Origin of the sequence: Burkholderia sp. S-53, assembly GCF_025560745.1 — a bacterium.
GTDB classification, from domain to species: Bacteria; Pseudomonadota; Gammaproteobacteria; order Burkholderiales; family Burkholderiaceae; genus Burkholderia; species Burkholderia pyrrocinia.
Map to the genome: position 1 here is coordinate 690,430 of NZ_CP090482.1, position 24,797 is coordinate 715,226.

Annotated in this window: 23 protein-coding genes and 1 pseudogene; 10 read left to right on the forward strand and 14 right to left on the reverse strand. The window is 63.4% G+C overall.

Going from position 1 to position 24,797, the window contains the following annotated elements:
* Nucleotides 1–9: 9 nt before the first annotated feature.
* The 7 genes from LXM88_RS02775 to phoU all read right to left on the reverse strand — a co-directional run bounded on the left by LXM88_RS02775 (nt 10) and on the right by phoU (nt 6,814).
* On the reverse strand, nt 10–600 hold the full coding sequence (locus LXM88_RS02775) for a superoxide dismutase (RefSeq protein WP_262530416.1): 591 nt from the start codon (nt 598–600) through the stop codon (nt 10–12).
* Complete coding sequence (locus tag LXM88_RS02780; RefSeq protein WP_262530417.1) at nt 551–1,138, reverse strand: hypothetical protein; 588 nt, start codon at nt 1,136–1,138, stop codon at nt 551–553. The genes LXM88_RS02775 and LXM88_RS02780 overlap by 50 nt, the downstream gene beginning before the upstream one ends.
* A 60-nt stretch (nt 1,139–1,198) precedes the next feature.
* Entirely contained in the window at nt 1,199–1,933 is a 735-nt protein-coding gene (locus LXM88_RS02785) for a superoxide dismutase (RefSeq protein WP_262530418.1), read from the reverse strand.
* A 37-nt stretch (nt 1,934–1,970) separates the two neighbouring features.
* Nucleotides 1,971–3,158: a chromate transporter gene (locus LXM88_RS02790; RefSeq protein ID WP_262530419.1), complete on the reverse strand. Its 1,188-nt coding sequence runs from the start codon at nt 3,156–3,158 to the stop codon at nt 1,971–1,973.
* On the reverse strand, nt 3,155–4,132 hold the full coding sequence (locus LXM88_RS02795; RefSeq protein WP_262530420.1) for a chromate resistance protein: 978 nt from the start codon (nt 4,130–4,132) through the stop codon (nt 3,155–3,157). Before LXM88_RS02795 ends, LXM88_RS02790 begins: the two co-directional genes overlap by 4 nt.
* 195 nt (nt 4,133–4,327) lie before the next feature.
* On the reverse strand, nt 4,328–5,989 hold the full coding sequence (locus LXM88_RS02800) for a Na/Pi cotransporter family protein (protein ID WP_262530421.1): 1,662 nt from the start codon (nt 5,987–5,989) through the stop codon (nt 4,328–4,330).
* A 117-nt stretch (nt 5,990–6,106) separates the two neighbouring features.
* Nucleotides 6,107–6,814, reverse strand: coding sequence for a phosphate signaling complex protein PhoU (phoU, locus tag LXM88_RS02805; protein WP_262530422.1), 708 nt, complete (start codon nt 6,812–6,814; stop codon nt 6,107–6,109).
* Nucleotides 6,815–7,324: 510 nt separating this feature from the next.
* On the opposite strand from phoU, the gene LXM88_RS02810 reads away from it, so the two are divergent.
* Complete coding sequence (locus LXM88_RS02810) at nt 7,325–9,394, forward strand: Na/Pi cotransporter family protein (RefSeq protein WP_262530423.1); 2,070 nt, start codon at nt 7,325–7,327, stop codon at nt 9,392–9,394.
* A gap of 759 nt (nt 9,395–10,153) precedes the next feature.
* Here the strand turns inward: LXM88_RS02810 and LXM88_RS02815 are convergent.
* Complete coding sequence (locus LXM88_RS02815; protein ID WP_262530424.1) at nt 10,154–10,699, reverse strand: hypothetical protein; 546 nt, start codon at nt 10,697–10,699, stop codon at nt 10,154–10,156.
* A 494-nt stretch (nt 10,700–11,193) separates the two neighbouring features.
* On the opposite strand from LXM88_RS02815, the gene LXM88_RS02820 reads away from it, so the two are divergent.
* The 5 genes and pseudogenes from LXM88_RS02820 to LXM88_RS02840 all read left to right on the forward strand — a co-directional run.
* Entirely contained in the window at nt 11,194–11,589 is a 396-nt protein-coding gene (locus tag LXM88_RS02820; RefSeq protein WP_441301334.1) for a glycosyltransferase, read from the forward strand.
* A complete protein-coding gene (locus LXM88_RS02825; RefSeq protein WP_262530426.1) occupies nt 11,586–12,014 on the forward strand; it encodes a hypothetical protein in 429 nt (142 codons plus the stop codon). Before LXM88_RS02820 ends, LXM88_RS02825 begins: the two co-directional genes overlap by 4 nt.
* 436 nt (nt 12,015–12,450) lie before the next feature.
* Nucleotides 12,451–14,769 (forward strand): YjbH domain-containing protein, encoded by a 2,319-nt coding sequence (locus tag LXM88_RS02830; RefSeq protein ID WP_262530427.1) that lies wholly within the window; start codon nt 12,451–12,453, stop codon nt 14,767–14,769.
* Nucleotides 14,770–14,839: 70 nt separating this feature from the next.
* Nucleotides 14,840–15,553: a carboxypeptidase-like regulatory domain-containing protein gene (locus tag LXM88_RS02835; RefSeq protein WP_262530428.1), complete on the forward strand. Its 714-nt coding sequence runs from the start codon at nt 14,840–14,842 to the stop codon at nt 15,551–15,553.
* Nucleotides 15,554–16,188: 635 nt separating this feature from the next.
* Nucleotides 16,189–16,380, forward strand: a pseudogene (locus LXM88_RS02840) (ABC transporter substrate-binding protein); the annotation flags it as partial.
* Nucleotides 16,381–16,410: 30 nt separating this feature from the next.
* Here LXM88_RS02840 and LXM88_RS02845 read toward each other — a convergent pair.
* The 6 genes from LXM88_RS02845 to LXM88_RS02870 all read right to left on the reverse strand — a co-directional run bounded on the left by LXM88_RS02845 (nt 16,411) and on the right by LXM88_RS02870 (nt 22,359).
* Entirely contained in the window at nt 16,411–17,301 is an 891-nt protein-coding gene (locus tag LXM88_RS02845) for an AidA/PixA family protein (protein WP_262530429.1), read from the reverse strand.
* 64 nt (nt 17,302–17,365) lie between these two features.
* A complete protein-coding gene (locus LXM88_RS02850; RefSeq protein WP_096476119.1) occupies nt 17,366–17,869 on the reverse strand; it encodes an inclusion body family protein in 504 nt (167 codons plus the stop codon).
* Nucleotides 17,870–18,277: 408 nt separating this feature from the next.
* On the reverse strand, nt 18,278–18,661 hold the full coding sequence (locus LXM88_RS02855) for a GtrA family protein (RefSeq protein WP_262530430.1): 384 nt from the start codon (nt 18,659–18,661) through the stop codon (nt 18,278–18,280).
* Between the two features lie 15 nt (nt 18,662–18,676).
* Complete coding sequence (locus LXM88_RS02860; RefSeq protein ID WP_262530431.1) at nt 18,677–19,720, reverse strand: glycosyltransferase family 2 protein; 1,044 nt, start codon at nt 19,718–19,720, stop codon at nt 18,677–18,679.
* A 24-nt stretch (nt 19,721–19,744) separates the two neighbouring features.
* Complete coding sequence (locus tag LXM88_RS02865; RefSeq protein WP_262530432.1) at nt 19,745–21,124, reverse strand: glycosyltransferase family 87 protein; 1,380 nt, start codon at nt 21,122–21,124, stop codon at nt 19,745–19,747.
* Entirely contained in the window at nt 21,121–22,359 is a 1,239-nt protein-coding gene (locus tag LXM88_RS02870; protein WP_262530433.1) for a glycosyltransferase family 87 protein, read from the reverse strand. Before LXM88_RS02870 ends, LXM88_RS02865 begins: the two co-directional genes overlap by 4 nt.
* 1,050 nt (nt 22,360–23,409) lie before the next feature.
* Here LXM88_RS02870 and LXM88_RS02875 point away from each other — a divergent pair.
* The 4 genes from LXM88_RS02875 (at nt 23,410) to LXM88_RS02890 (ending at nt 24,794) form a co-directional block, all read left to right on the forward strand.
* Nucleotides 23,410–23,601 carry a Flp family type IVb pilin gene (locus LXM88_RS02875; RefSeq protein ID WP_096476430.1) on the forward strand — a complete coding sequence of 64 codons (192 nt, stop codon included), beginning with the start codon at nt 23,410–23,412 and terminating at the stop codon, nt 23,599–23,601.
* 141 nt (nt 23,602–23,742) lie between these two features.
* Entirely contained in the window at nt 23,743–23,925 is a 183-nt protein-coding gene (locus tag LXM88_RS02880) for a Flp family type IVb pilin (protein WP_262530434.1), read from the forward strand.
* A 91-nt stretch (nt 23,926–24,016) separates the two neighbouring features.
* Nucleotides 24,017–24,226, forward strand: coding sequence for a Flp family type IVb pilin (locus LXM88_RS02885; RefSeq protein WP_262530435.1), 210 nt, complete (start codon nt 24,017–24,019; stop codon nt 24,224–24,226).
* Nucleotides 24,227–24,254: 28 nt separating this feature from the next.
* Entirely contained in the window at nt 24,255–24,794 is a 540-nt protein-coding gene (locus tag LXM88_RS02890; protein WP_262530436.1) for an A24 family peptidase, read from the forward strand.
* The last annotated feature ends 3 nt before the right edge of the window (nt 24,795–24,797 follow it).

Genomic DNA, 24,797 nt, shown 5'->3' on the forward strand with positions numbered 1-24,797 from the left:
GAACGACGGTCAGCGGGTCGCGTCGGCGAATCGCGCCGCAACGCTGGTCCAGTTGATGTTCTGCATGAACGCGTCGACATAGGCCGCTGCCTTCGCGCCGAAGTCGAGGTGATACGCGTGTTCATACATGTCGAGCGCCAGCAGCGGCGTGCCGTCGGCCAGCGTGTGCGCATGATCCGACGCCCACTGGTTGGTCAGTCGCCCGAGCCGCGGCGACCAGCTCAGCAGCACCCATCCGGAGCCACCGCCGAGCGCCTTGCCCATCGCGGTGAATTCGGTGCGCCAGCGCTCGACGCTGCCGAAGTCGCGTGCGAGCGCGGCCGCGAGTGCGCCATCGGGTGCGCCGTTCGCGCCGAGGCCGTCGAAGTAGATCTCGTGCAGGATCATCGAATTCGCGGCGATCAGTTCCTCGCGCTTCAGGCCGTTCAGTACGAACACGGGCGACGCGGCCGGGTCGATCGACGCCAGTTGATCCGCGATGGCGCCGAGGCGTTTGACGGCGCCGCCGTAGTTGTTCTCGTAGTGACTGACGATGAGCTTTTCCGACAGGCTAACCAGTCGGGAGGGATCGCAGGCAAGGGGTTTCATCTCGCAGTTCATGGCCGCCTCCTGTTGCAATAGGCAAGTGGGCGTCTTCTCGACGCCTAAAGTGGGGATTTGCGACTGCCTTGAGTTTCATGGCAAGCCAGTAGTCCACCGACCACCGGCCGCTGCCGGCTGCCAGCAAATCACCGAGAAGCAGGGCGACGGCAAGGTGCATCGCACCGCAGCTCCAATCTCCATGCGGCACGATGACGTGGTCCTCGGCATCTCGCAGCCATGCGGATGACTTGGCGAAATTGGCCAGCGCCGGAACGGCAAAAATGGCCACCATTGGATAGCCGGCCAGCCTGATACCGAATCCTGAGACGAAGCTGACGCCCGCGAGAACTTCGATCGCGCGAGGGATCATGCCAGCTGCCACCGCACCGAAAGACAAAGCGGATGGATCGCCATGATGGAAGCTGAACCGCTGCTGGATGCTGCCGTCGACGGGAAAAAGCAGCAGCACGCCGAGCGCGAGCCGGGTTGGCACCACCCATCGCGCTCCGTTCGTGCCCACCGCGGCGAGCAACGTCGATCTGGTGATAGGCCGCATGATGCCGTCCCTCGTCTATCGTCATTCATTCAGCTGCTGGAGCGGTGCGCCCGACGTCTTTTATGTCGATCTCCGGGCGGGCCGCGCCGCCTGGAGCCGAAGGGCCGCGTTGTCCCAGTTGATGATGCTGAATAGCTGGTTGACGTATTCGCTGCGCCGGTTCTGGTACTTCAGGTAGTAGGCGTGTTCGAAAACGTCGAGAACCAGAATCGGCTGGATGCCCCAGGCCGTGAGCTTCTGGTGGTTCTCGCACTGCAGGATCATCAGCTTGCCCGTAGCCGGATGGTAGCCAACGACACCCCAGCCGGATGCCTCGATGGCGACCGTTGACGCAATCAACTGGGCCTTGAATTTCGCATATGACCCAAAGTTCTTGTCGATCGCCTTGACCAGCTCGCCCTTCGGCTCGCCGCCTTTTCCCGAGACGCTCGTCCAGTAGACGGTATGCAGGATGTGACTGGACAGCTGGAAAGCGAGCTCTTTCTCGTAGAACTTCACCAGCGCAAAATTGTTCGATTCCCGTGCTTTCGCGAGACCTTCCTCCGCCTTGTTTGCGGCGACCACCGCGGGCTTATGGTGAAAGTTGTAGTGCAGCTCGACCGTGCGTGCATCGATGACCGGTTCAAGCGCGTCGTAGGCAAAGGGCAGCGGTGCCGCCGCATATTTGCCCTCCGCGTCGGTCAGTTTGTCGCTGTAACTGACCTCGTCTGCCGCATACGCGGTTCGCGCCTGGGCGAGCACGATGCCGGCACCCACAGCGGCGGTGTCGTGCAGAAAGGTTCGACGCGTTGCCATGATTGCTTTCCTCGCAGGTATGCGCACGCGCGTGCCGTCAGAAGGCGTGCAAATGGATGAGCGGATAGACGACCAGACCAATGATGGCCGCCGCAGTGACGACCACCGGTTCCTGCAGCTTCTTGAAGCGCCAGAGCAGCAGCACCGTTACGACTGCGAGAAGGGCGGTGGGGATGTCGACAATCGATCGCTTCGCAATGACGAGGACGGAGCCCGTGATCGCGCCAACGGCCGCGGCCGTGATGCCGTCGACAAACGCCTTGACGTCGGGCCGGTGGCCGTACTTCTTCACGTATGGCGCGGGAATGACGGTGAAGAGATAGCAAGGCAGGAACGTGCCGAGCGCGGCGACGCACGCACCGGGCAGGCCGGCCACCAGATACCCGATGAAGCCGACGGTGATCACGACCGGCCCGGGCGTGATCATCGCGACCGCGACGGCGTCGACGAACTGCTTGTCGTTGAGCCAGTGGTGCTCGGTAACGACCCCGCCGTACAGGAACGGCACGATCGCGAGCCCCGAGCCGAACACGAAGGCGCCGGCCTTCGTGAAGAACACGCCGATCTGCACGAGTTGTGGCATGTCGATGCCGCTCAGCCAGCCGCTGGCCGCCGGCAGGTTGGCGGCCGCGACCGCGTTCAATCCCCCCTTGTGCAGCCATTTCGGCGGGGCGCGCCACAGCCACCCGATCAGTCCGGCGGCGATGAACAGCCACGCGATTTCCGATTCCGTGATGAAGGTCACGGCGGCCAGCGTCAGGAAGATGGCCCAGAGGAGTTTGTCGTGGCCGACGGTCTTCGTCGTGAGCTTGTACGCGCTCATCGCGATGATGCCGACCACTGCGGCGCCGACGCCGTAGAACACGGCCTGCATCCACGACAGCCCGCCGAAGTGCGCATACGCGAAGCCGAGCGCGAGCACCATCAGGAACGACGGCAGCACGAACGCAAAGCCGACGAGCGTCGCGCCGAGAATCCGGTAATGGACGAAGCCGAGGTAGATCGCGAGCTGTGCGGCCATCGGCCCCGGCGCGAGCTGGGCCAGCGTGAGTCCTTCCTTGTAGTCGGCCTCGGTGATCCAGCCGCGCCGCTCGACGAGGTCGCGGCGCATGTAGCCCGCAAGCGCGACCGGCCCGCCGAACCCGAACGTGCCGAGACGCAGCATGTAGCCGACCAGTTGGCCTAGCGAATAGGTCGGCTCGGTCGTCGCGATAGCAGTAGTCATGACTTGGCCCCGGTCCCGTTCTTGTCGTTCGACGCGAAATGCACGTACAGCGAGTCGAGCACGGCGCCCATCTGATCGAGCAACTGGTCGTCGCTCTCCGCTCGCTGGCGCGTGCCGGCCATCACGGCCTCGAAGCCGACCGCTTCCGGCGCCGCGGTGCCGCCGACGTCGAGCGCATGCACGATCTCGCCGAGCCGCATCAGCGCCGGGTCCTGGTCGAGCCCGAAACTCGCGAGCAGCACTTCGAACGTCACGCGTTCGCCGACGTGGGTGAACGTCGCACCGTCGAAATCGAAGCCAAGCGCATCGGCCGGACAAGCGGCCGGCGACGCGAGCCAGATGAAACGCGCGCGCGCGTCGATGAACCGGCGGATCAGCCACGCGCTCGCGACGCGGTCGACCCACATGCGCTGCCGTGTCGCCCAGGTGCGACCTTGATACTCGTCGATCGCCAGCAGACGGATGGGGCGGTCCGCGGCATGCGGTTCGCCCGGCGACAGCACGGTGTCGACCAGTGCGACGAAATCCTGCAGCGCGACTTCGGCGCGGGTGGCCGAGTCGCCCGGGAAATAGTCGATCGCACGGAGCGTGTCGAAGTCCTTGTGCAGGCGTCGCAGAAGGCGGGTCAGTTCCGTGGCGGATTGCCCGGCCAGCGTCTTGCGCGCGTCGGCGAGGGCGCGGGTAAAGGCCGCGTAGTCGTCGTCGCGACTGAACAGCGCGCGAAATTCCTGCTCCTGCGACGCGTCGAGGCTCGGTGCGCGCAGCAGGTGGGCCGTGCCGCCGCTTTCGGCGATCCCGTCCGCCAGTTCGCGCAGCGTGCTTTCGTGCGCGGCGGTGTACGGAAGCAGGTAGATGCCGTCGCGCAGCACCGCGCATCCCTTCGCCTTGAGCGCGCGCCAGTACCGCATGCGGGCCGTCGCGTTTTCAGTGGGAAGGGTCAGAACGAGGAGTGACCAGGTCGTAAGAGCATTCATGTAGTGAATGCTACTCACATGTTATTCACTCTACAAGTTAACTTTGAGGGAGCCTGCCGCCCGATCGTGTGGCGACCTTGCTCCCGATCTGGAAGCGGGGCAACCGTGACTATCCACGCATCACACCCGGACATCATGAAGCGGCTCGATCGTGCCGAAGGACACCTGAAAAGCGTGACTGAGTGCATGTCGAGGCTACATCTCATTCGCCGCAATCCGGCTGGGCAGCAAGGATCCGGTACGCTCGAGAATCGGGTACGCGGCCGCGGCCACGATATGCGAATCGATGAGCGTCATGTCACGGAGCAGATCGAGATGCAGCGCGCTCGTCTGGGCCGTATCGAGGCGACCGGAGCGCAACCTGTCGAAGTGAGCCGCGGTCGCTGTCGATTCCGCCTCCCGGAAGGCCACTTTCTCGTCAGCCAGCATCCGTGCGGTACGTGGGTCCCCGGTCATGAACAGCGACGCTGCCGTGCGCAGATTGGCCGTCAGGCGGTCCAGCATGGCCAGTAGTTCGGCTTCCCCTTCCTTCGAGAACGCAAGCCCGCGCTTCAGGCGCTTGGTGGCATGCGGAAGCAGATTCAGATCCACCACATCGCCAGCCTGCTCGAGGTTGATGACGAAAGTCAGGATCTCGTGCAAACGCCGATGATCGTTTTCCGCGAGTTGCTCGGGGTCAAGCGACGTCAGGTAAGTCTTGATCGCGGTATTCAGGCTGTCCAGGATGTCGTCGCGCTGGCGGGTCTCCGCGATCAGCTTGCGATCACCGACCACCAGGACTGCACGGGCACCTGCCAGCATCTCGCCGAGTACGTCGGCCAGTCGAAGCGCCTCACGGGCCGCGTTGCCGAGCGCCACCATCGGAATTTGCAGCGCGGCCGGATCCAGGTACAGCGGCTGCGACGGATCGGTGGGGTCGGTACGTTGCGGCAGCAGCCGCCCCAACAGTCCCGCAAATGGAGTGAGGATCGGCAGGAAAAGGCCGGCAAGAATCAGGTTGAACAGCGTATGAAAATCGGCCACCACCCGCGCATTGTCCGGCTCGATCGCAACCATGAAACGTCCGATCGGCCCCAGCGCCGCGAGTGCCAGCACGACGCCCACTGCCCGCGAGAGCAGGTTGCCTACCGGAAAACGCTTCGATGCGGGGTCGGTTGCCGCCGTCCCCTCCAGCAGCGGGTTGATCGCGGTGCCGAGGTTCGCACCCAGGACCAGTGCAAACGCAGTATCAGGCGGCACCACGTTCTGCGCACAGAGCGACATGATGAGCAGAACGATCGCAACGCTCGAATGCGCGGCCCAGGTCAGCCCCGCCGCCAGCAGCACATCCACCAGCGGCACCGTGGATGCGGCACCGAGCAGCATGCGGAAACTGGGCGCATCCTCGTAGTCCGTCATCAGGCCAAGCAACTGGTGCAGCGCGAGCAGCATCAGGCCCAGACCGATCAGCACGCGGCCCAAGTCATGTGCACGCGTGTTCGACACCTTGCGGAACATCAGCACCCCAACGAGTATCAGCGCCGGCGAGACCGCTGCAACATCGAACGACAACACCTGCACGATCAGCGTCGTGCCGACATTTGCGCCGAGCATGACAGCGAGCGCGGGGACCAGCTTGACCAGCCCGCCTGCGGCAAAGCCGGCCGTCATGAGTCCGGTCGCCGTACTGCTCTGCAATACCGCCGTGACGCCCAGTCCGGCCAGGAAGGCGCGAAGTCGTCCGTGCAGGGCTCGCCCGAGAATTGAACGTAAACCGGCACCGAAGGCGCGCTGAATGCCGGTTTGAACCATATGGGTGCCCCACAACAGCAGCGCAACGGATCCGGCCAGATCGATCAGCGTGAACGTAAATGTCATGGTCCAGAGCCCTCAATGCCGCGCGGTTGCTCATAGGACGTTCACCAGGGGCGTGCCCGCTATTACCGGCTCTTGAGTCCTTGCGGGTCTTGTTCGGTGTTCCTTGCTGCCCGGTGCTCAATCACGCAGGGCTTCACGCTCAAGTTGCTCCCAGGAGAGGTGGCGGACATCCGTGCCCTTGGCGACATAAATGACGAGCTCCGCCAGATTCGTTGCATGGTCCCCGATACGCTCGATGGCCGATGCGATCGACAGATAGTCCAGCGCAGACGCGATGCTGCGGGGATGTTCGGGCATATACGTCGCCAGCTTGCGCATGAAAGCGCGGTATTGCTCGTCGATCGCTTCGTCCTCGCGGACAATCCGGGCTGCAGCGACGACATCGAGTCGAGCGAATGCATCGAGTGCACGATGGAGGATGTTTGACGCCAGCTGGCCGGACAACTGGATTTCCGCCATGTCGACGGTCTTGCCTGCATCGTCATTCGCGATTCGTCGAGTCCGCTTCGCGATCTTGTGTGCTTCGTCGCCAGCCCGCTCGAGATTGGTGGTCGCTTTCGAGATCGCCATCAGCAGGCGTAGATCGGATGCGGCCGGCTGCCGCCGCGCGATGATGTTGCCGCACTCCGCATCAATTTCGACTTCCATCGTATTGAGTCGATGTTCGACGGCAATGACTTGATCGACCAATTCGAGGTCGAAGCAGCTGAGGGCCTGCATCGCATTGGTCAATTGTGACTCTACGAGCCCGCCCATCTCGAATACCTTGGACGAAATGTGGTGAAGGTCCGTGTCGAATCGGCTCGTTATGTGTTTGTCTGACACGAGAATATCCTCCTAAACCAGGAGCCGGGTAGGTGCGCTTCGCGAGCCCCTGCACCGGCAATCGCAAGACCGACCCAACGCGATTTCGTTTGCAGTCCGGTGTTTCATAGCGGCCCGCGATCCTGACCATGCCATAAAAAAAGTATAGCGATTTTTACATCAAGCGGTCGTGGCCTGTCCGGGGGGCAGATCCCGCTTGCGGCAAAGCGTGTCAATCTTGAAACATATTCGGTTGATTTTTGCCGTCGTCACGACCTGCTTAACCTCGTATATCCCCACAAATCAATGAATTACTTAAGCGGGAACGATACTTGCATGGCCAGCGCTGTCGACGACTTGCGACCGAACGTATCAGACCAGTAGAACGTGTTTCTCTTGCGGCTGCGCTTTCCGTGCCGCAACAACACGCATTCGAACTCGCGTGTCTTTCAGGACCAACAGCGCGTGCGAGTGGATCGCGCGACAGAAAACGTTGCAAGTACAACCGGTCGGCGTCGGGGAACCGGAATCATGACATTCACGTTCACACTGATCGATCTTGCCGGATCGATCGCGTTGGTGTTGCTCGGCACGCAGATGCTTCAGACCGGCATGCAGCGCGCATTCGGTGCGGGCCTTCGGTCGCTCCTGGAGCGGGCGCTTGATGGGCGAGTCCCTGCCTTCTTCGGTGGCATGGGCGTGACGGCAGTGCTGCAGGGCGGCGCGACGACCGCGGTCATGACGGGGGAACTCACCGCGCAGGGGCGCGCCGGCCTTGTCCCGGCGCTGGCCGTCATGCTCGGCGCGAACGTCGGCACGACGTTGATCGTGCAGGCGCTTTCGTTTCAGGTCGACAGCGTGTCGCCTGCCCTGGTACTCGTCGGCATGCTGATGTTCCGCAAGGTGTCGAACGCGCGCGCACATGAGCTGGGGCGTATGCTCATCGGTCTGGGCCTGCTGCTGCTCGCACTGCACCATCTGCAGGAACTGATGACGGACTACGAGGATGCGCCGAGCCTTCGGATGTTGCTGGGCGACGTATCCACGGTGCCGCTGATCGACGTCTTGCTGGCAGCCGGTCTGACCTGGGCCGCCGATTCGAACGTCGCAGTCGTTCTCCTGATCATGTCGCTCTGCGCGCAGAACGTCATTCCGCCCGATACCGCGTTCGCACTGGTAATGGGCGCAAACCTGGGCGCGGCAATCCACCCGGTGCTGGAGGGGACGGTAACGCACGATCCGGCCTCGAGGCGCGTGCCGGTCGGCAATCTGCTCATTCTGTCGATCGGCGTGGTGCTTGCACTTGCAGCACTCACGCCGATCGGTCGCATCATGGTCAGGATCGAACCGGACAATGGGCGGGTGGTGGCCGATTTTCATACGCTGTTCAACCTGTCGCTAGCCTGCGTGATCCTGCCATTGTTGACCCCGTACGCAGACCTGTTGACCCGGCTGCTTCCTTCGCTCGTCAAGGTCTCGGACGCACCGCGGCCGCAGCACATCGATCCGCTCGCGGGGCAGGTGCCCGAGATAACACCCGGCATCGCCCACGCTGTGCTTCCTGTCGCCGATACGCAATACGGCATGTTCTCGCGAACCCGTCCTGTATCGATCGACCGCGCCGGAATGCTCGTCGCGGATATCCATACCCACGACGACGTTCTCGATAACGTCAGGATTGCGCCCCGGACGTCCGTGACATTTCCCGACGCCGGGCAACTTGCCGGTTACGATGGACGGCATCGGCATGAAGGCGGCGACAGCGTGTACGAGGACGCGCAAAAACGCATCGAAATCCGGGAGTGCGCCGGCCACGCGCTCGAGCACATCGGTACGGATGGCACCGTACAGACGTACTACCCGGCGAAGTCGCTGTGGCTCACGCTGCAGGACATCCAGGTCGTCAGACGGCTGGAGCCTGCGGGCGGGACAACGCATTCGACGCTTTCGACCTATGTGCAGGGGACTTCAAGTCCGGATGATTGCTGCTTGTCGATCATCGGTGACGTGCAGAACAGCACGCGCACGGTGCATATCACCTTCGCGGCCCGCGAGATCGGTGCGACTGAACGGCACGGCCTTCGCGACTTGCAGGACGAACTGGGTATCGCGTTTTCCGACGATCCGCTCGGCACGGCCAGGCTCGGCTATAACCACCCGGACGATGAGATGCAGGAGCCGGCTCAGTGGTGGGCATTGTGCGACGTGCCGGCCAGCAGCATGCAGGCACTTGCCGACGGCATCGAGGCGGGACGGGTGACCGCTGTCAAGGTAGGACTGTGCCTGCGGGGCGTCTATACGTCGGTTCCGTCCGGCGCCGCGCAGGCCGGCGGGTTGCCCGTGTTCCTGAGACCCGCCCAGGACGGCAGCATGCTGGAATCTCCGGCAACCGCCAGCGGATATGTCGTGTATCTCGCCATCGATCTCCCGAAAGTCAACCTGCCCGGAGATGGCCGGACGGCGCAGGTGCCGGTGCGCGCGGGCGACGGGAATGCCATCGGGGCGCTGACGGAAAGGCTCGACAAGGTGTTTGCCGGCTTGAAGTGGCTCGCGGCGCTGGTCGCGATCCTTGTTGTCGTTCTTCTGATCAAGGGGCGGTGACGACCCTGGCGCCCAAGTGGGCAGATCGAGTTCCGGCGACTGCAGCAAACGGCTTTGGTCGCCGCATTGCCCATAAGCATTGCCTGCGGTAGGCGATCGCCCTCGTGTCCGTGCATACAAGGGCCGCTTGAAGAATGGCATCGCACCGTGTGCTCAGATGAACGCGTCACTGTCTGTCGCGACATGACTTCACTTTTGCAACCGACCAGCGGGTGGAAATTTGATGCGTGTGCCGTCGTTTCCAGTACGCCGGTTGGCTTGCAAAGGCGGCACACTCGGCGTTGGCGATCGCCGCATGCGGACGCGTGATCGGCCCGATCCGTACCATCGCTGAAACACTTTCACCATCTCGAAGCAGCGTTTCATGTCGTCGCTGCTGTCGGTGGATCTCGATTACGGCTATGGTTCGCCGTCGTCGTTGCTGACTTGCCCCCTGCAATCCGGGCCAGGCCGAACCTAGTACAGGTCGTTTTTCGAGAAGAAGACGAACATGAAGAAGCACTTGATGGAAAGCGAAATTCAAGACCCGGCAACTGCAGCGCCCATCCAGGCCTCAATCGGAAATTGCGGGCAGGTGGCTTACCGCAAATCACTGCCGAGCCTGTAGACGATCGCCGGAATTACCCCGGCGTTTTGTTGCAAAAGACTCTCGGGCGAACCCGCGAGATTCTGCACGAAAAGGATGATTACTCGTCTCGTCGCGCCGGCGTGCAGTTCGGGCGGCGGAGACAAGCATCAGTGATGCCGGAGCACGACGCGCTATCCGGCCGCTGTCGGCTGCCGGACGTCGCCGCTATCGGTCGACAAACCCGGCTTCTCCGCCACATCCTGCGCGGCCGGCAACGCGACACGCACATAAAGAAACGCGCGCCGTTCGCGATCCGGCAACACTTGCGGCCCGTAACTGATCGCAACCGAGCCGTCGTCGATCTCGCCCGCCTGCGCGAAACGCCACGCGCCCGGATCGCTGTCGAGCAGGAATTCGGCGCGCGCATACGCGTGCGGCTCGAACAGTTCGGGGATCGCCACCGTCCGCCCGTCGAGCTTGAGCGCGTCGGCGTTGCCTACTGCGACGGCCGCATGCATGTCACGAATCGGCCGCCGCGCATCGAGCGAGAACCGATCGATGATCCGGGTGAGGACGTCGGGCGGAAAGTGGCCGCTTCTATATAGCGTGCGTTGAATGTATATACAAGTCAGGCGAGTAAGGTGAAGGCTATTTGCAAAGCTCGATCGCCAGACAATTTGTGAACCAGGTGTGGCGGAAGCTGATGAGATTTTGTCGTTTTTAGTCGGTAATTTCATTTTGTTTTATTTTTGGTATTTCATTTACAATTGACGTGAAAAGGGGCGTTTCGTGAAATTTGAGTTAAAAATAATTGCCATATTTTTTGGATGAGCGGCTATTTCAAAGAAATATGAGAGAGTCCGGTTGGACAGAGGATCCCCAAGCTGATCGGGCTATGCGGTGAAGGAGTGGAGTTCCAAACGGATCGCCGTGTCGTACTTGAAAACCGGCTCGGAACGCGCTTTCGAATACTGCGACGCTTGGATTGGTCGGCAAGCGCGCAATGCCGGCCCCGTATAGCCGATTGCAGTGATCGGCGCGTTATTCAACAATGCGTGTCAATGTGTCTGACCATCCGCGGCATTGATCTTTCGAACGTTTTTTGAGCGCTGCAGATTTCTGGACTTATACGGGAAACACCCTATATTCTCACGGTGCGTCAACGTTTTTTAAACAATAGGGATTTATGATTATGAAAAATTCCGAAATTCAGATGAAAAATACAAAATAATTGCCGGCGTCGCATTTCGAAGGGTTGCCGATGACGCTGATGGAAGCGATGGGAAGCGGGTGCGCGGCAGTGAGTTTCGACTGCGACGTGGGGCCGCGAGACATCATTCGTGACGGCATCGACGGTTTGCCGGTGTGTCCGGCCGGTGACGTCGGTGCGCTCGCCGACGCTTTGCTGACGTTGATGGTCGACACTCGGGAGCGGGAGCGAATGGCGAGCATGGCGAACGACGTGGCTGCGAGATTCGCACCGTCGCGCATCCTTCCGCTTTGGGAGCAACTTTTCTCGAGCATGGGCCTGAGCAGTGCCGATCATGAGCGTCCGCCGCAGCGGGTGACATGTGAAACGGATTCCCGTGCGGCTGAACATTCCCACGACAAGACACGGCTGCGATGAAACTCTTCATCTCGCACGAAAAAATCTCCATCTCGATCGACAAAAGATGGATGCGGCCGTTGGCATTCGCTTTTGTCGGACTGGCTGGCGTGGTCCTGAGCATCATGGTTGTTGGCGACAGAAGCCAGCTTCTCGATCAGGACAATTACATCAATTACTTCCGCCTGACCGACATCGGCTGGTTCATGAACATATGGACCGACAGATCGTCGTTCCTGAGCTTTGCCATCAGCATGATGAAGGAGGAACTCGGCTGGCGAGCCTGGGTATTGGCGATCAATGCGCTGGGTGTGATCGCCATCCTGTTTCCCGAGACAAAGATGAAGCAGCCACTCGGGTCGTTGCTGTCGTCCGCAGTCGTGATGATGGTCATGTACGACGCCATCAAGAATTATTTCGTCGGGGTCTACGTCCCTTTCCTTTAGCGGAATCGGGCGACAACTTGCGGAGTCCGTCGCGACAAGTCGGGCTTGATGGGCAAGCCGCGAGACGATTCTGAGTGTTTACATTTTCAGCGCTGAAATATTTCCTGTTCCCTCAAGAAATCCCTGGCCAAGCGAATCGAGCTGATCCAGACAACGCGGAAATCGGCGAATGGCCGAGCGAAGACGTGGACGTTGCGCATTCTCCGTGCCGCAACGAGCGGCGCACAGGTGTGACGAGCGTGGAGATTGCATCGTGAATGGCGATGAGACGGGCGAGGCCAACAAGATGGATTTGATGCCCAGGGCGGCGCTTCGGTTGCATTGTTGCAGTCGGGATGCTTGCGGCCGCGAGCGATACGAGCGCCTCGGCGGTGCGCGTCTACGTTCGGCGATGTTGGGTGTCGCGACACGATACGGACAACCAAGGACACAACCAATGACAGTCAAGTTGCGTGCGAAGGTGGCCACGAACAAGCCGACGGCCGTTGCCCTTGGGGCAGCGTTGGCATTTTCCCTGCCGGCCGGTGCGGCGGGCTCGCCGGTGCTGACGTCGATGGGTGTGTCCGGCGGGCTCGTGATTCCATACGGATTCACGTTGCCTGAAGGGACATTCGAGGGGCAATACAACAACTACATCGATCCGCGGTACGGGAAGAACACGACGAGTTCCGACATCGTCTGGGGCGCGGTCGGCCTGTTTCCGTACGTGGAGGTATCGGGCGGCCTGGCGGACTACCCCGGCAACGTGCGCACGACGGTGCCGGGCTACGACCATTTCGTGCTTCGGCACCTGATGGCGAACGCGAAGGTTTCGATTCCGAAGTTCTTCACCTACCAGCCCGATATCGCGATCGGCATCAACGACGTCGGCGGGCAGACGCATTTCTTCCGGTCCACCTACGGCGTCGTGTCGCAGGCGCTTGGGCCCGCGACGCTGACGGTCGGCTATGGGCACGGTGACCGGCTCGACGGTGTGTTCGGCGGCGCCGAGCTTCGGCTGTGGCAAACGGGGCTGTCGCTGCTGGCGGAACACGATTCGAAAACACCGTATGCGGGGATACGTTACCAGTCGCCGCCGATCAGGTGGCTCGCCGACGCGAGCCTCGTCGGCACCGTGACACGCTCGCTCAAGCATACGGACGGAGTCGCGCCGCGCACGTCGTTTTCGATCGGCGTGCAGATTCCGCTCGGCAAGCGGTTCGATGCGACGCGTTGCAGCAAGGGCTTGTGCGACGGCGCGCCGGATGCGGCGGCGAATGCGGCATCGTCCGGCGACGTTCACGCCGCGGACGGCGATGTGCTGCAACCGGCCGCCGTGCTCGCGCCGCTGGGCACGTTCACGCGCGTCGAGCCGACCGCATCGATGCCCGCAACGGCAGATGCAGCACGCGGTGACGTGGCCATGGCGTCGCTTCGCTCGGCGCCCGCAATCGTGCGGACCGCCGCGCCGGCAATCCAGGCGGTGCCCGATCCAGCGGCGCTCGACACGATCGTGGGCGTGTTGACGGACGCCGGGCTCGAGCGCGTGCGGGCCGGCGTTGCGGGCACGGATCTCGTCGTCGAATACGAAAACCACCGCTACAACCAGAACGAGGCGGACGCGCTGGGCATCGCGCTCGGCGCGGCGGCGCAGTACGCGCCAAAGGGCATCGAGACCGTGCGCGTCGTGATCAAGAAGTCGAACGAGCCGGTGGGCGAGGTGAGCGTCGACCGGACGGACTACGCGCAATTTGTCGCGGGCGGCGCATCGACTGTGGCCGGCGCGTCGTTGTCGATGCGCGTGCGGCCGACGCATGACGCGGATTCGATCGCATGGTCGGGCAACGCGCACAAGCATGGACTCGTGCGGATCCAGATCGCACCCGTCACGACCTACCTGTACGGCACGGAGTACGGCAACTTCGACTACTCGATCGGCGCGAACCTTCAGGGATTCGTGCCGCTGTGGCGCGGTGCGGAACTGTATTCGAGCGTGATCGTGCCGATCGCGAACAGCAAGAACATGGACAACGGCCATGTGTACGACCGGTATCGCCTGCGCGGCGGACTGTCGACGGTCGCGCTCGTGCAGAGCTTCTGGATCGCGCCGCGCGTGTTCAACGTGACCGCGCTCGGCAAGTTCGACCACCAGTACCTCGGCATCGAGAACGAGACGACGGCATTCGTGCCGGGCCGCCCCGACGTCGTGCGGCTGAAGCTCGCGTATCTGCATCACGAGCCGGGCAAGGATGCGCTGCCGGCGGAGAAGAACGCGCTGCTCACGTACCGGTGGGTCGAGCCCGCGTGGAAGATGTGGATCGAGGCGGGCGTCGCGCGCTATGTGGGCGGCGACAAGGGACCGCTGATCACGTTGACGCGCTGGTTCGACGACGTTTCGTTCAGCGTGCAGGGCTGGCACAGCGGGCGCGGTTCGTTCGCGGGGGCATCGGTCAGCTTCCCGCTGACGCCGCGCCAGGGCATGAAGCCGGGGATCGCGCAGGTCAACGGCGCCGAGCAGTTCTCGCTCAATTTCCGCACGCGCATCGGATCGACGAACTACCTGTCGCAGGACGGTGCCGAGAACCTCGGCTTTGCCTACAACACGCAGCAATTCCTGCTCAACCAGGGCCGCTTCAGCGCCGAATATTTTGCGACACAGCTTTACCGGATGCGCGACGCGTACAAGCGCTATGCACAATCCGCAAGCGCTGCGCCGCCCGCCACGCAGGCGGCGCAGCTACCGGGAAATGCCCCACAGCCCCGGACGGGGCTGTGACGCGGGCATTCAACGAGCGAGGGACCGGGGTGTGCCCTGGCAGATCGAGTCGACCTACTGGAGAAAATCGATGAAGACGATGAAGAAGGTGGCACTGAGAGCATGGCAGACCGGGATGTTTGCGCTCGCGGCGGGCACGCTCGCGGGATGTGGCGGGGGCAACGACAGCACGACGCCTTCAAATGCATCGATGGCCACGATCAGCGGCACGGCCGCGACCGGTGCACCAATGGCGAACGCCGCGATCACGATCGCCTGCAAGAGCGGCAACGGTTCGGGGACGGCCGACGCGAACGGTGCCTTCTCGATCTCGTTCGTGCTCGCGGGACCGTGCGCGATCACGGGGACGAACGGGACGACCACGCAGCACTCGTTCGCGAGCGGCGGCGGCACGTTCAACGTGACGCCGCTGACCGAAATGCTGCTGACCTACATGGCGGCGCAACTCGGCACGGACCTGAACGGGCTGCTGACGGGTCTCACGGCCAATCCGACGTATCAGGGCGCGTTGACGAGTCCATCGGCCGTCGCGTCGGCGCAGAACGGGGTCATCCAGACCGTCAAGAACGAAACGGGCGTCACGGTGTCGGCGTCCTCGTTTCTGACGACGCCGTTCAAGCCCGGCCAGGCCGGCCAGGATGCGGACCTCGAGACCTTGAAGTCCAACGGCGCGCTCACGAGCACCGGCCAGCCGTCCCCGACGTTGCTCGACAAGGTGAAGACGGCCGGCGCGGCAGCCGGCAAGCCGACCGGCGGCACCGGAGGCAGCGGCAACCCGGCGTAACGACCGGCGGCGCCAATCTGCAGGAGCCCTCGCTTTACGTAGGCACGCCCGGACTTCATGAACGTCTGGTCCGGGCACGGGCTTTCCCGTTTCAGGCCGATGCTGTATTCGCGCAATATCGCGACGATCTGGCCTTCGCGAAGCCGGCCGGCGGGTGGAAGCGCACGCTTGCGGAAGTCGGCGTCGAGCTCGATAAACTTGTAGTACCCGACGCCGGCATCTTCCGGGAGGCGTGACGTGGACACGTCAGCGGTGGGGGCATGCGCGAGCGCCCACACGTATCGGCGCGGATAGAAATGCCACTGACTTTCGACGAATTCCCCAGGGCACACGAGTGCTGCCCGGATAAGCCGAGGTGGCGTAAGCGCTGTGCGCAAGCTTCGCGGCTTGCCCGATGACGCTCTTCGAGATTTCCTCGCCGTAATGGTCTGCCAGTATCGCAGTTGCCGCCTGCCGATCGATGCCCCGTTGTCCTCGGTCAAGTCCAAGCTCGCGGAGCTTCTGCGTGCATGCGCAGACGAGTGCCGAGAGGGAATAGGCGACGGGGGCGGCGGCCCCGCTGATACCGTCGACGTCTCGCGCAGCTCATCGCGGACGGCGTCGGGCGCAAGCTGAAGATCGTGCCGCTCGCGTGGGCCGGCTGGCCGCGCACCGCGGACATCGCGATCACGACGCGCAAGGGCAGCGGCCTCGCCGATCCGCTGACGCTCGCGATCAATGCGCTGATCGCGAACGGCAGCTACCGGAAAGTGCTCGGCCGCTGGAGCCTCGACGCCGAAGCGATCGACCGGTCGCAGACCAATCCGCCGGGGCTGCCGCGCACCTGAGCGCGGCACGTGGCGATGACGCCGGGACGCTCAGGTGATCGGCCACTGGAGGATGACGATCCCGTCGTTGTAGTCGCTGTCGGCGCCGTCCTCGGCGCCGAGCCAGCCGAGCCACACCGTGTCGCCCGCGGACAGCGGCGCGAGGCGCGCATCGGTCGCGGATTTCCTGCCGTTGGCCGATGCGTCGATGCGGATCCTGCCGCCCTTCGAGTTCAGCGTGAACTGCCTGATGCCGTCGTTGTCGTTGCCGACGAACGACGCGGCCGGTTCCGGCGCGTCGTCGATGAACAGCTTCAGGTCCTGCCGGTCGGCGGCATTCGCGTAGAAGGTCGCCTTGAATTCGGTATTCGGCGGCAGGTTGAAGTTGCCGTTGCGGTCCGACGACGGCTTGAAGCCGGGCTGTTTCGTATCCGGCCGGCTGCCGGCGATCTCGACCGACGTTTCCCAGCGGAAATAGCCCAATACGGCGCCGTCGCGGTCGAGCACGGCGAAGTCGGCCGTACACGTGGTGGTGCCCGCGGCCAGCACGTCGCTGCGCCAGTAGTGGTCTTTCATCGGCCGGCACGGCGGATGAAGCAGGTCGTCGGCATTCGGTACAGGCGTCGTGGCGTCGCGCACTTCCGGTTCGATCGGCGCGACGATGCCGGCGTCCTTCAACGCAAACCGGACGAACAGCACGCTCACCTCTGCGCGCAGCGCGAGCGCGGTTTCGCGCAGGTGGAGCTGGTCGCCCGGCGACAGGCCGGCGAAGAGCCGGCTGTCGTTGTGGCCGAGCGGCCCGGCGTCGCCAGGGCTCACCACGTAGATGTGCCGGCCGTCGATCACGGTCGGCGCATCGGCGTTCCCGCTCGCATCGGGGTAGGCCGACAGCAGCGTGACGGCATCGACGATCGCGAGCACATCGCAACGAAGACCAGACATGGGCGCTTCCTCCGCAACAAGGGAATGACGCGGGCGACCGCCGCGCGGCCGCCCGCCGCTGCGATCAGTTGTGGATCGAGATGAACGGATCCCACTGGTAGCAGCCCAGCGACTGGCAGTTGCGGTCGATGATCTGGAAGTAGAAGTGGTAGGTGACGCGCCCTTCCGACAGCGTTTCCGACGACCAGTAATAGTTGTCGATCTTCTGGCAGGTCGGCGTCGACGGCGAGCTCGGGTTCGGAATCGGAACCGATGCGGTGGCCTTGCGCGGCGTGGGCGTCGAAATCAGATCCCTGCCCTGGTTGGCGATGAAGCCGTAGAAGACCACCTGTTTCTCGAAGCCCAGCGACAGGCTCGTTTCGCGCCAGCGGATCAGGTCGCCGACCTGCGCCTTCAGGTCGAGTTCGCCGCCCGCCTGCCCGGAAACCACGTTGTCCTGGTTCGTGACCATGTACACGTGTTTCCAGTCGATCAGCGTCGGACTATTCGGATTCCTGCTGGGATTCGGATAATTCTTGAGAATGGTTTCGGTATCGATCGAGACGAGCACATCGGTAACGCGTGACATAGAGGCTCCCGTTTGAAGTAATGGGACTTATCGTTGCGCGAATTGCTTCGTGCAGCCGCCATCGCCTTGTCCTGCAAGGCTTCGTGCGTGATGTGACACGTACAGGCGCGACAGCGAATGCAGATTATCCCGTTCGAATGATTATGAAAGCTGTAAAGGTAAACAGGGTCGAGAAAATAATTATCGGTGATTAATTGTGAAATCGGATTCAATCAAATCGATGCGTTACATAAATATAAATACATTGAATCTGTTAATTGATGCGCCGATTATTTTCGGGCGGAGGAAAGGGGCGGATGACGGGCGCGATCGCGAACGATCGCCGCCGCGGCGGCGTGACGATGCGGGAGCGGGAAGGGGGCGATTCGCGGCAGGTATCGGGCCGCCGGGCGGCCGGCGATCCAATGCTTACCGGTAGGTCCAGAGCCGGTGCAGCACGAACGTCGTCGGCGGGATCAGCAGCGCGATCGTGACGATGCTCGTCGCGCGCGACACGTCGAGCGCTTCGGCGGCTCGCGCGAGCAGCAGCGTCTCGACGAAGCCGGCCAGCGTGACGACGAGAAAACGCAGCGCGTTGCGCGTATGCACCGTCGACGAGAAACTCCACAGCGTATTCGCGAGATACGAGAACGCGGTGGCGCAGAGAAACGCGACCGCGTTCGCGGCGACCAGCGTCGCGTCGAACAGCGCGAACAGCGCCGACGCGACCAGCGTATGGATCGCGGTCGAACAGAGTCCGGACAGGCCGAAGCGCACGAGCCGCGTGCGCTCCGCATACAGGAGATCGATCATGGCTGCTTGCGCGCGTCAGCGAACGTCGATCCGCGCCCGGATCGGCTGCGCGCGCCTACGTGCGATCTGGCGGCGCGCATCGCGCGCGACCGGGAGCTCGATCACCTTGCCGTGCGCCTGGTAGCGGCGGCGGATCAGGTAGACGGGCCGTTGCTTCGATTCGTCGTAGATCCGCCCGATGTATTCGCCGACGACACCGATCCCGATCAGCTCGATGCCGCCGATGAACAGCGTGACCGAGATCAGCGACGCGTAACCGAGCACCGGATTGCCGAACAGCAGCGTGCGGAAGATGATGAACGCGCCGTACAGGAACGCGAGCGCGGCGATGCCGACGCCGATATAGGTCCAGCTGCGCAGCGGCACCGTGCTGAAGCTGGTGATCCCTTCCAGCGCGAAATTCCACAGCTTCCAGCCGGAGAACTTCGAGTGCCCGGCGCTGCGCGGGTCGCGCTGGTATTCGACGATCACGGTCTTGTAGCCGACCCACGCAAACAGCCCCTTCATGAAGCGATGCCGCTCGGGCAGGCTGCGCAGCGCGTTCACGACCTTGCGGTCCATCAGCCGGAAATCGCCGACGTTCTCGGGCAGCTTCACGTCCGACAGCAGGTTGTGCACGCGGTAGTAGATCGCGGCTGCGGTGCGCTTCGCGAACGAATCGCACGCGCGGTTGCTGCGCTTCGCCGCCACGACTTCCGCGCCGTCGCGCCAGTGTTCGATCATCACGGGAATCAGGCTCGGCGGGTCCTGCAGGTCGGCGTCGAGCGGGATCACCGCGTCGCCGGTGGCTTCGTCGAGGCCGGCCGTCAGCGCGGCCTCCTTGCCGAAGTTGCGGGTGAGATCGATGACGCGCACGCGCCGCTCGCCGGTGCTGATCCGGATCAGGCGTTCGAGCGTGTCGTCGCGGCTGCCGTCGTTGACGCAGACGATCTCGAAGCGGATCGCATCGATGGCCGTCAGCAGCGGAATCACGACGTCGAAGAAACGCTCGACGGCTTCGCCTTCGTTATAAAACGGCACGACCAGCGAGACGAGCGGCTTGTAGAGTGATTCCCGCATGATGATTCCCCTTGTGATGTCGCGTCACCGGTCGGCGCCGATGATCGGGCGGCCGGTGCGGCGCATTCCGTACGCCGGGTGGTGGTGGTGCCGGACCGGATGCGTGAAGCCGGTCCCGGTCGATTCGTCGCGTGCGTCGGGCATCGACGGCACGTCGTGTCGTTCCTGCGCGATCCGGCTGACGAGCAGCGCGAGCGACGCGAGCGTCACGAGCGGCATGAACTGGAACGACAGATGCGGCACGACCACGAGGCCCGCGAGCGGCATCGGCCACAGCAGCATCAGCCATTCGCGATCGAAGCGCCGCCAGCCGTGCGTCCATGCATAGCGCGCGTACCACGCGATCAAGATGCCGTACCAGGTCAGGTCGTAGTCGTACAGATAAGGGCTGACGAGCAGGCACGCGCATGCGAGCGTCGCGGCGCGCAGCGCGTACGAACATGTGCCGCGCCATGCGTAGACGACGGCGATCGTGGCGGCCGCGGCCGACAGCAGCTGAAGGCCGCGCGCGACGATCGCGGGCCAGCCGGCCATCGTCGCGAGCGCGAACACGGTCGGCATGCGGGCGAGCTTGGCCTGGCCGGCGCCGACGATCGCGTAGACGTTGCCGATCACATGCGCGAACGTGATCCACGGGCCGATACCGAATGCGAGTGTCGCGAGCGCCGCGCTACCGGCGATCGTCGCCGCCCACGCGGCCAGCGCGCGCCACTGGCCCGCGCACAGCAGCGCGAGCGGGAACAGCACCGCGAGCTGCGGCTTCATCGTCAGCAAGCCGAAGCAGATTCCGGCGTACACGGGTCGGCGGTTCAGCGCGAGCAGGCCGACGCCGGCGAGTGTCGCGGTAAAGAGGCTGGTCTGGCCGACGATCACGGTGAGGAACGCGCCGGGAAAGGCGAGCGCGCACAGCCATGCGGCATCGCGCTGCACGGTCGCGCGGATCGTCGCGGCGAACAACGCGTAGGTGACGCCGAGGCACAGCACGAGCGCGAACATGTACGGCAGCCAGCCGAGCGGCAACACGAACAGCAAGGTGGTGGGCGGATAGAGCCACGGCAACGTGCCGTCCGCGATGCTTATCGTCGGGATCGCGAGCTTCTGGATCGCGAACAACGCGGGGAAATGCCATGCGTCGGCGCCATGCCCGTGTGCGGCGAGCCATGCGGCGCTCCAGATCGGCGAGAAATCCTGCGACAGCTGTACCAGTGCATCGTTGTGCAACAGGACCATGCGGGTCAAGTAGATGCCGATGAACAGCAGTTCCGCCAGCAGCACGGCGGCCGCATAGAGGCGCACGCGATCGCGGTTGAGCCAGTGCGGATAGCGGCGCGGGCCTGCGATCGGGAGTTCCGGATGCAGATCGACGGCGGAATGCGCATGGCGGGCGAACGAAGGCGCTTTCATTGCATGCTCCGTGACGCGAGTGCCGTGCGGCGCACGACGACGAACAGCATTGCGAGCAGCACGACCGGCCCGATCTGCGGCAGCTTCATCAGCCGGTTCAGCATCTCGAAGATCGGCAGCAGCCACGCGAGCACGAGGATGCCTTGATCGCCGGGCAGCCAGCCTTCATCGAGACCGTGCGCGATCAGGCAGAAGATCGCGATGCCGAGCCACGTCAGTTCGTAATGCCACAGATAGGGCGTCGTCAGCAGCGTGGCGACCGCCAGCACCGCGCCGCGCAGGCGCATGTCGCGCGTGCGGCGCCACACGTCGACGGCCGCGGCGATCGCAAGCAGCGCGACTGCCGCTTGCGCGACCAGCGCGGCCGCGACCGGCGCGCCTGCGAGCCGCAGCGCGGCGAACGGCGTCGGCGACGCGAGCCAGTACGACGGGAGCATGAAATGCTGGTCGCGTACAGTCGACATTGCGTCGGTCAGTCCGTGCAGCGCGCCGGGGCCGGCCAGCGCGATCCCGGCCGCCGCGAACAGCGTCGCGCTGATCGCCGCCGCCGCGAACGTGCGCCACGCCCGCGCTGCGATCAGCACGAACGGAAACACGATGGCGAGTTGCGGCTTGATCGCGAGCAGCCCGATCAGCACGCCGGCGACGACGGGGCGCTTGCCGAGCAGATGCAGCGCGAGCGCGGCGAGGCCGGCGGTCAGGACGCTGTTCTGGCCGAACAGCGCGGACATGCACACCGCCGAATACGCGACCACGACGAGCGCCGCCGCGCGCGGGTGGGGAAGATGCGCGCGCAATCCCGACAAGCGCGAGACGGCGAACGCGTAGCATAAAAGACTGCCCGCGAAAAAGAGGAAATATGCGGGCAGGAAAGGCACGAGGGCAACCGGCGTGATGAACAGCAACATCGTCGGCGGATAGAGCCAGGGAAGCGGCCGATGCTGAAGATATGCACCGAAGTGCGCGGACTCGGCCTGCAGGAATGACGAAGGGTCGTAGGCCGCTGCGGCATGGCCTTGCAACACCAGATGCGATGCGGTCCAGAAGACCGAGAAGTCGAGGCCCGGGCGGGCGGCGGCACTCGACGTGAAGCCGTCCGTCACGACGCCCCAGACGGCCAGCAGCGCGGCGAAGAGCATCAGCATGATGCAGCTGTACGGAATGATCCGGTCGGCTGTCAGCCATTGAGCACAGCGTATTGCGCGATCGCGCGTTCCACGATTGGCTGTGTACATGATGCCCCGTCTGTGGTGAAGGCTGCTTGGTCTGTCGCAGCCGTTTCATGTTGTCTTGCATCCGGATCGAGTCGCTCTGAATGGCGTTGTCCGGTGAACTCATTGTTGAAGAAAAAATCGCGCGATGCAAACCACGCACCGAAAGCCGGGATTCCGATCAATCGGTGACAGGCGCAAAAGCCGCGTTTTCAGGTATGAGAAAACGACCCGGCCGGGTTTCATGTTTCTGGCTTGAAACATTCCGCGTTTTCGAGTGGTGTCGAGTCCCGCCGATCCAGTGGGGAGCAACCGGCTGCCCGCGTTCGGGAAAGTCCCGAGAAAATTTTTTGGACCCTTTGTGCAGCGCGGTGACGAGCGTTCCGGCGTACCCCGCTCGCGGGGAAACATATATCAAGATTGAAACATTTCGACCGTCGCGCCCTCGGGCAGCGCCCCATGGGATCGCCGAAACCCTTGATACGCCTCGATTTCACTCGAGATGGTCCGCTCTTTGCGTAAGCGTTGGCACGGCAGTCGACGGCGTGACGACCGGGCGGTTCCAGGAACAGACAGACGGAACCGGCTTCGGAATCACCAGCGGAAAAGAAGGCCGGAGCGCGTCGGGGAACACGCAGCTCCAGGTCGATGAACCGCGAGAACCTTCGTCGATCGACCGATGAGACCCGGTAGCGTCAGGGCAACAAGAAAATCGGCATCGCAGCACTTGGGGAATAAAAATGAAAGACCACAGCACAACGCGGCCGGCTGGCAGCGTTAAAAGCGAATTACCGCATCGCCGGGAGTCTGCCTCCCATTCAACCGATTTCCATGCGCCGAACGGCAGTCGCGCCGTTCAGGTCGATCCGCCTGCCCGGTTTATCCGGCCGATCGAACCGTACGCGCATCTCTTGCGTTCCCTCTTTCTGAAATCCGTTCGCACGGCCAGGTGTGCGCATCCCTGTCCTCGCAGCTGAGCGTCGCGTTTCGATTTTCTTGTAGTGCCGGTGGTGCCCGTCCCCGACGTCATGATCGACGAAGGGTATTTAATAGCAGTCCGAAAGGAGAATGCTCATGAAAAGAGTCATCGAGAAGATCGCCTGGTTCGCTCGGGACCAGGGCGGCGTGACGGCCATTGAATACGGCCTGATCGCAGCGCTGATCGCGCTCGGCATAGTCGTCGCGTTGACGACGATCGGTACGGATCTGTCGACCGTGTTCAGCACGGTCGCCGCGACTCTGGACTCGGCAGTAACAGCCATCTGATGAATGGTACGGTGAACGGCTCTTCCGGATCGTTTGCCGCCACCACACGGCATTAGCAACTTTCCTCGACGTATCGAAGCCAGATCGATCGATCCAGCCGGTACGCGGGGGCTTTGAAAGTAACCACGAAAGGAGATCATCATGTCCAAGTTCATTCAACAAGCAAGCCGCTTCGTTCGCGATGAAGACGGTGTAACGGCCATCGAATACGGCCTGATTGCCGCATTGATCGCGGTGGGCATCATCGTGGCAGTGACGGCGGTCGGCTCGAAACTCCAGACCGTGTTCACCACGATCGCCGCCGATCTGACTGCTGCCGTTTGATGCCTTCGAGAAGCAGACCGCGCGGACGGCTCGGCCGGTGCAGTGCTCGAGCCGTCCCCGGTCAACTGATCAACCGGAACCGGAGACCATCATGCAAGCCAGGGTGCGTGTCGCATGTCGCCGCTGGGTCGGCGACGAGCAGGGCGTGACGTCGATCGAATATGCGTCGCTCGGGGCGATGTTCGCCGTCGCGGCGCTGGGCAGCGTCGTCACGCTGAACGGCTCTCTGGCCGATACGTACGAGGTGATCGCAACGGCCGTGATGGCTGCCGTGACCACCGTGCTGGCCATGGTTTCCTGATCCATCGATTCGATCCGCGAGGTTCGCGATGTTACCTGTTGCGCCGCCTTACCCGGTTCCGTTGTGCGTGACGCTGCTCGCGGTCGCCGCGGCCAGCACGGACATCGCGGCCCGCCGCATTCCGAACCGCCTCGTCGCGGTCGGCCTTGCGGGCGCGCTGGTCGCCCAGTGCATGTTGCACGGCGTCCTGGCAGGCGCACTCGGCTGGCTTGCGGGCGCAGCGACCGGCTTCGGCCTGCTGCTGCCGTTCTACCTGTTGCGCGGGATGGCGGCCGGCGACGTGAAGCTGATGCTCGCGATCGGCGCATGGGTCGGTGCGGAAATGACGTTTTACATCGTGCTGGCCACCTTCGTGGCCGGCGGGATCGGCGCCATCGCGTTCGCGCTGTTGCGCGGGCGGATGCGCCAGATGTGGGCGAACGTCCACGCGCTGATCGCGCGCCGTTCGCAAGGGGCGCGCGCAGGGGCAGCCGACGGCCCCGCGGACATCGCGTCGGTCGGCACGCTGCCGTACGGCGTGGCAATCGCAGCCGGCACGCTGGGCATGCTGTTCGCGACGTGCGCATAGCGC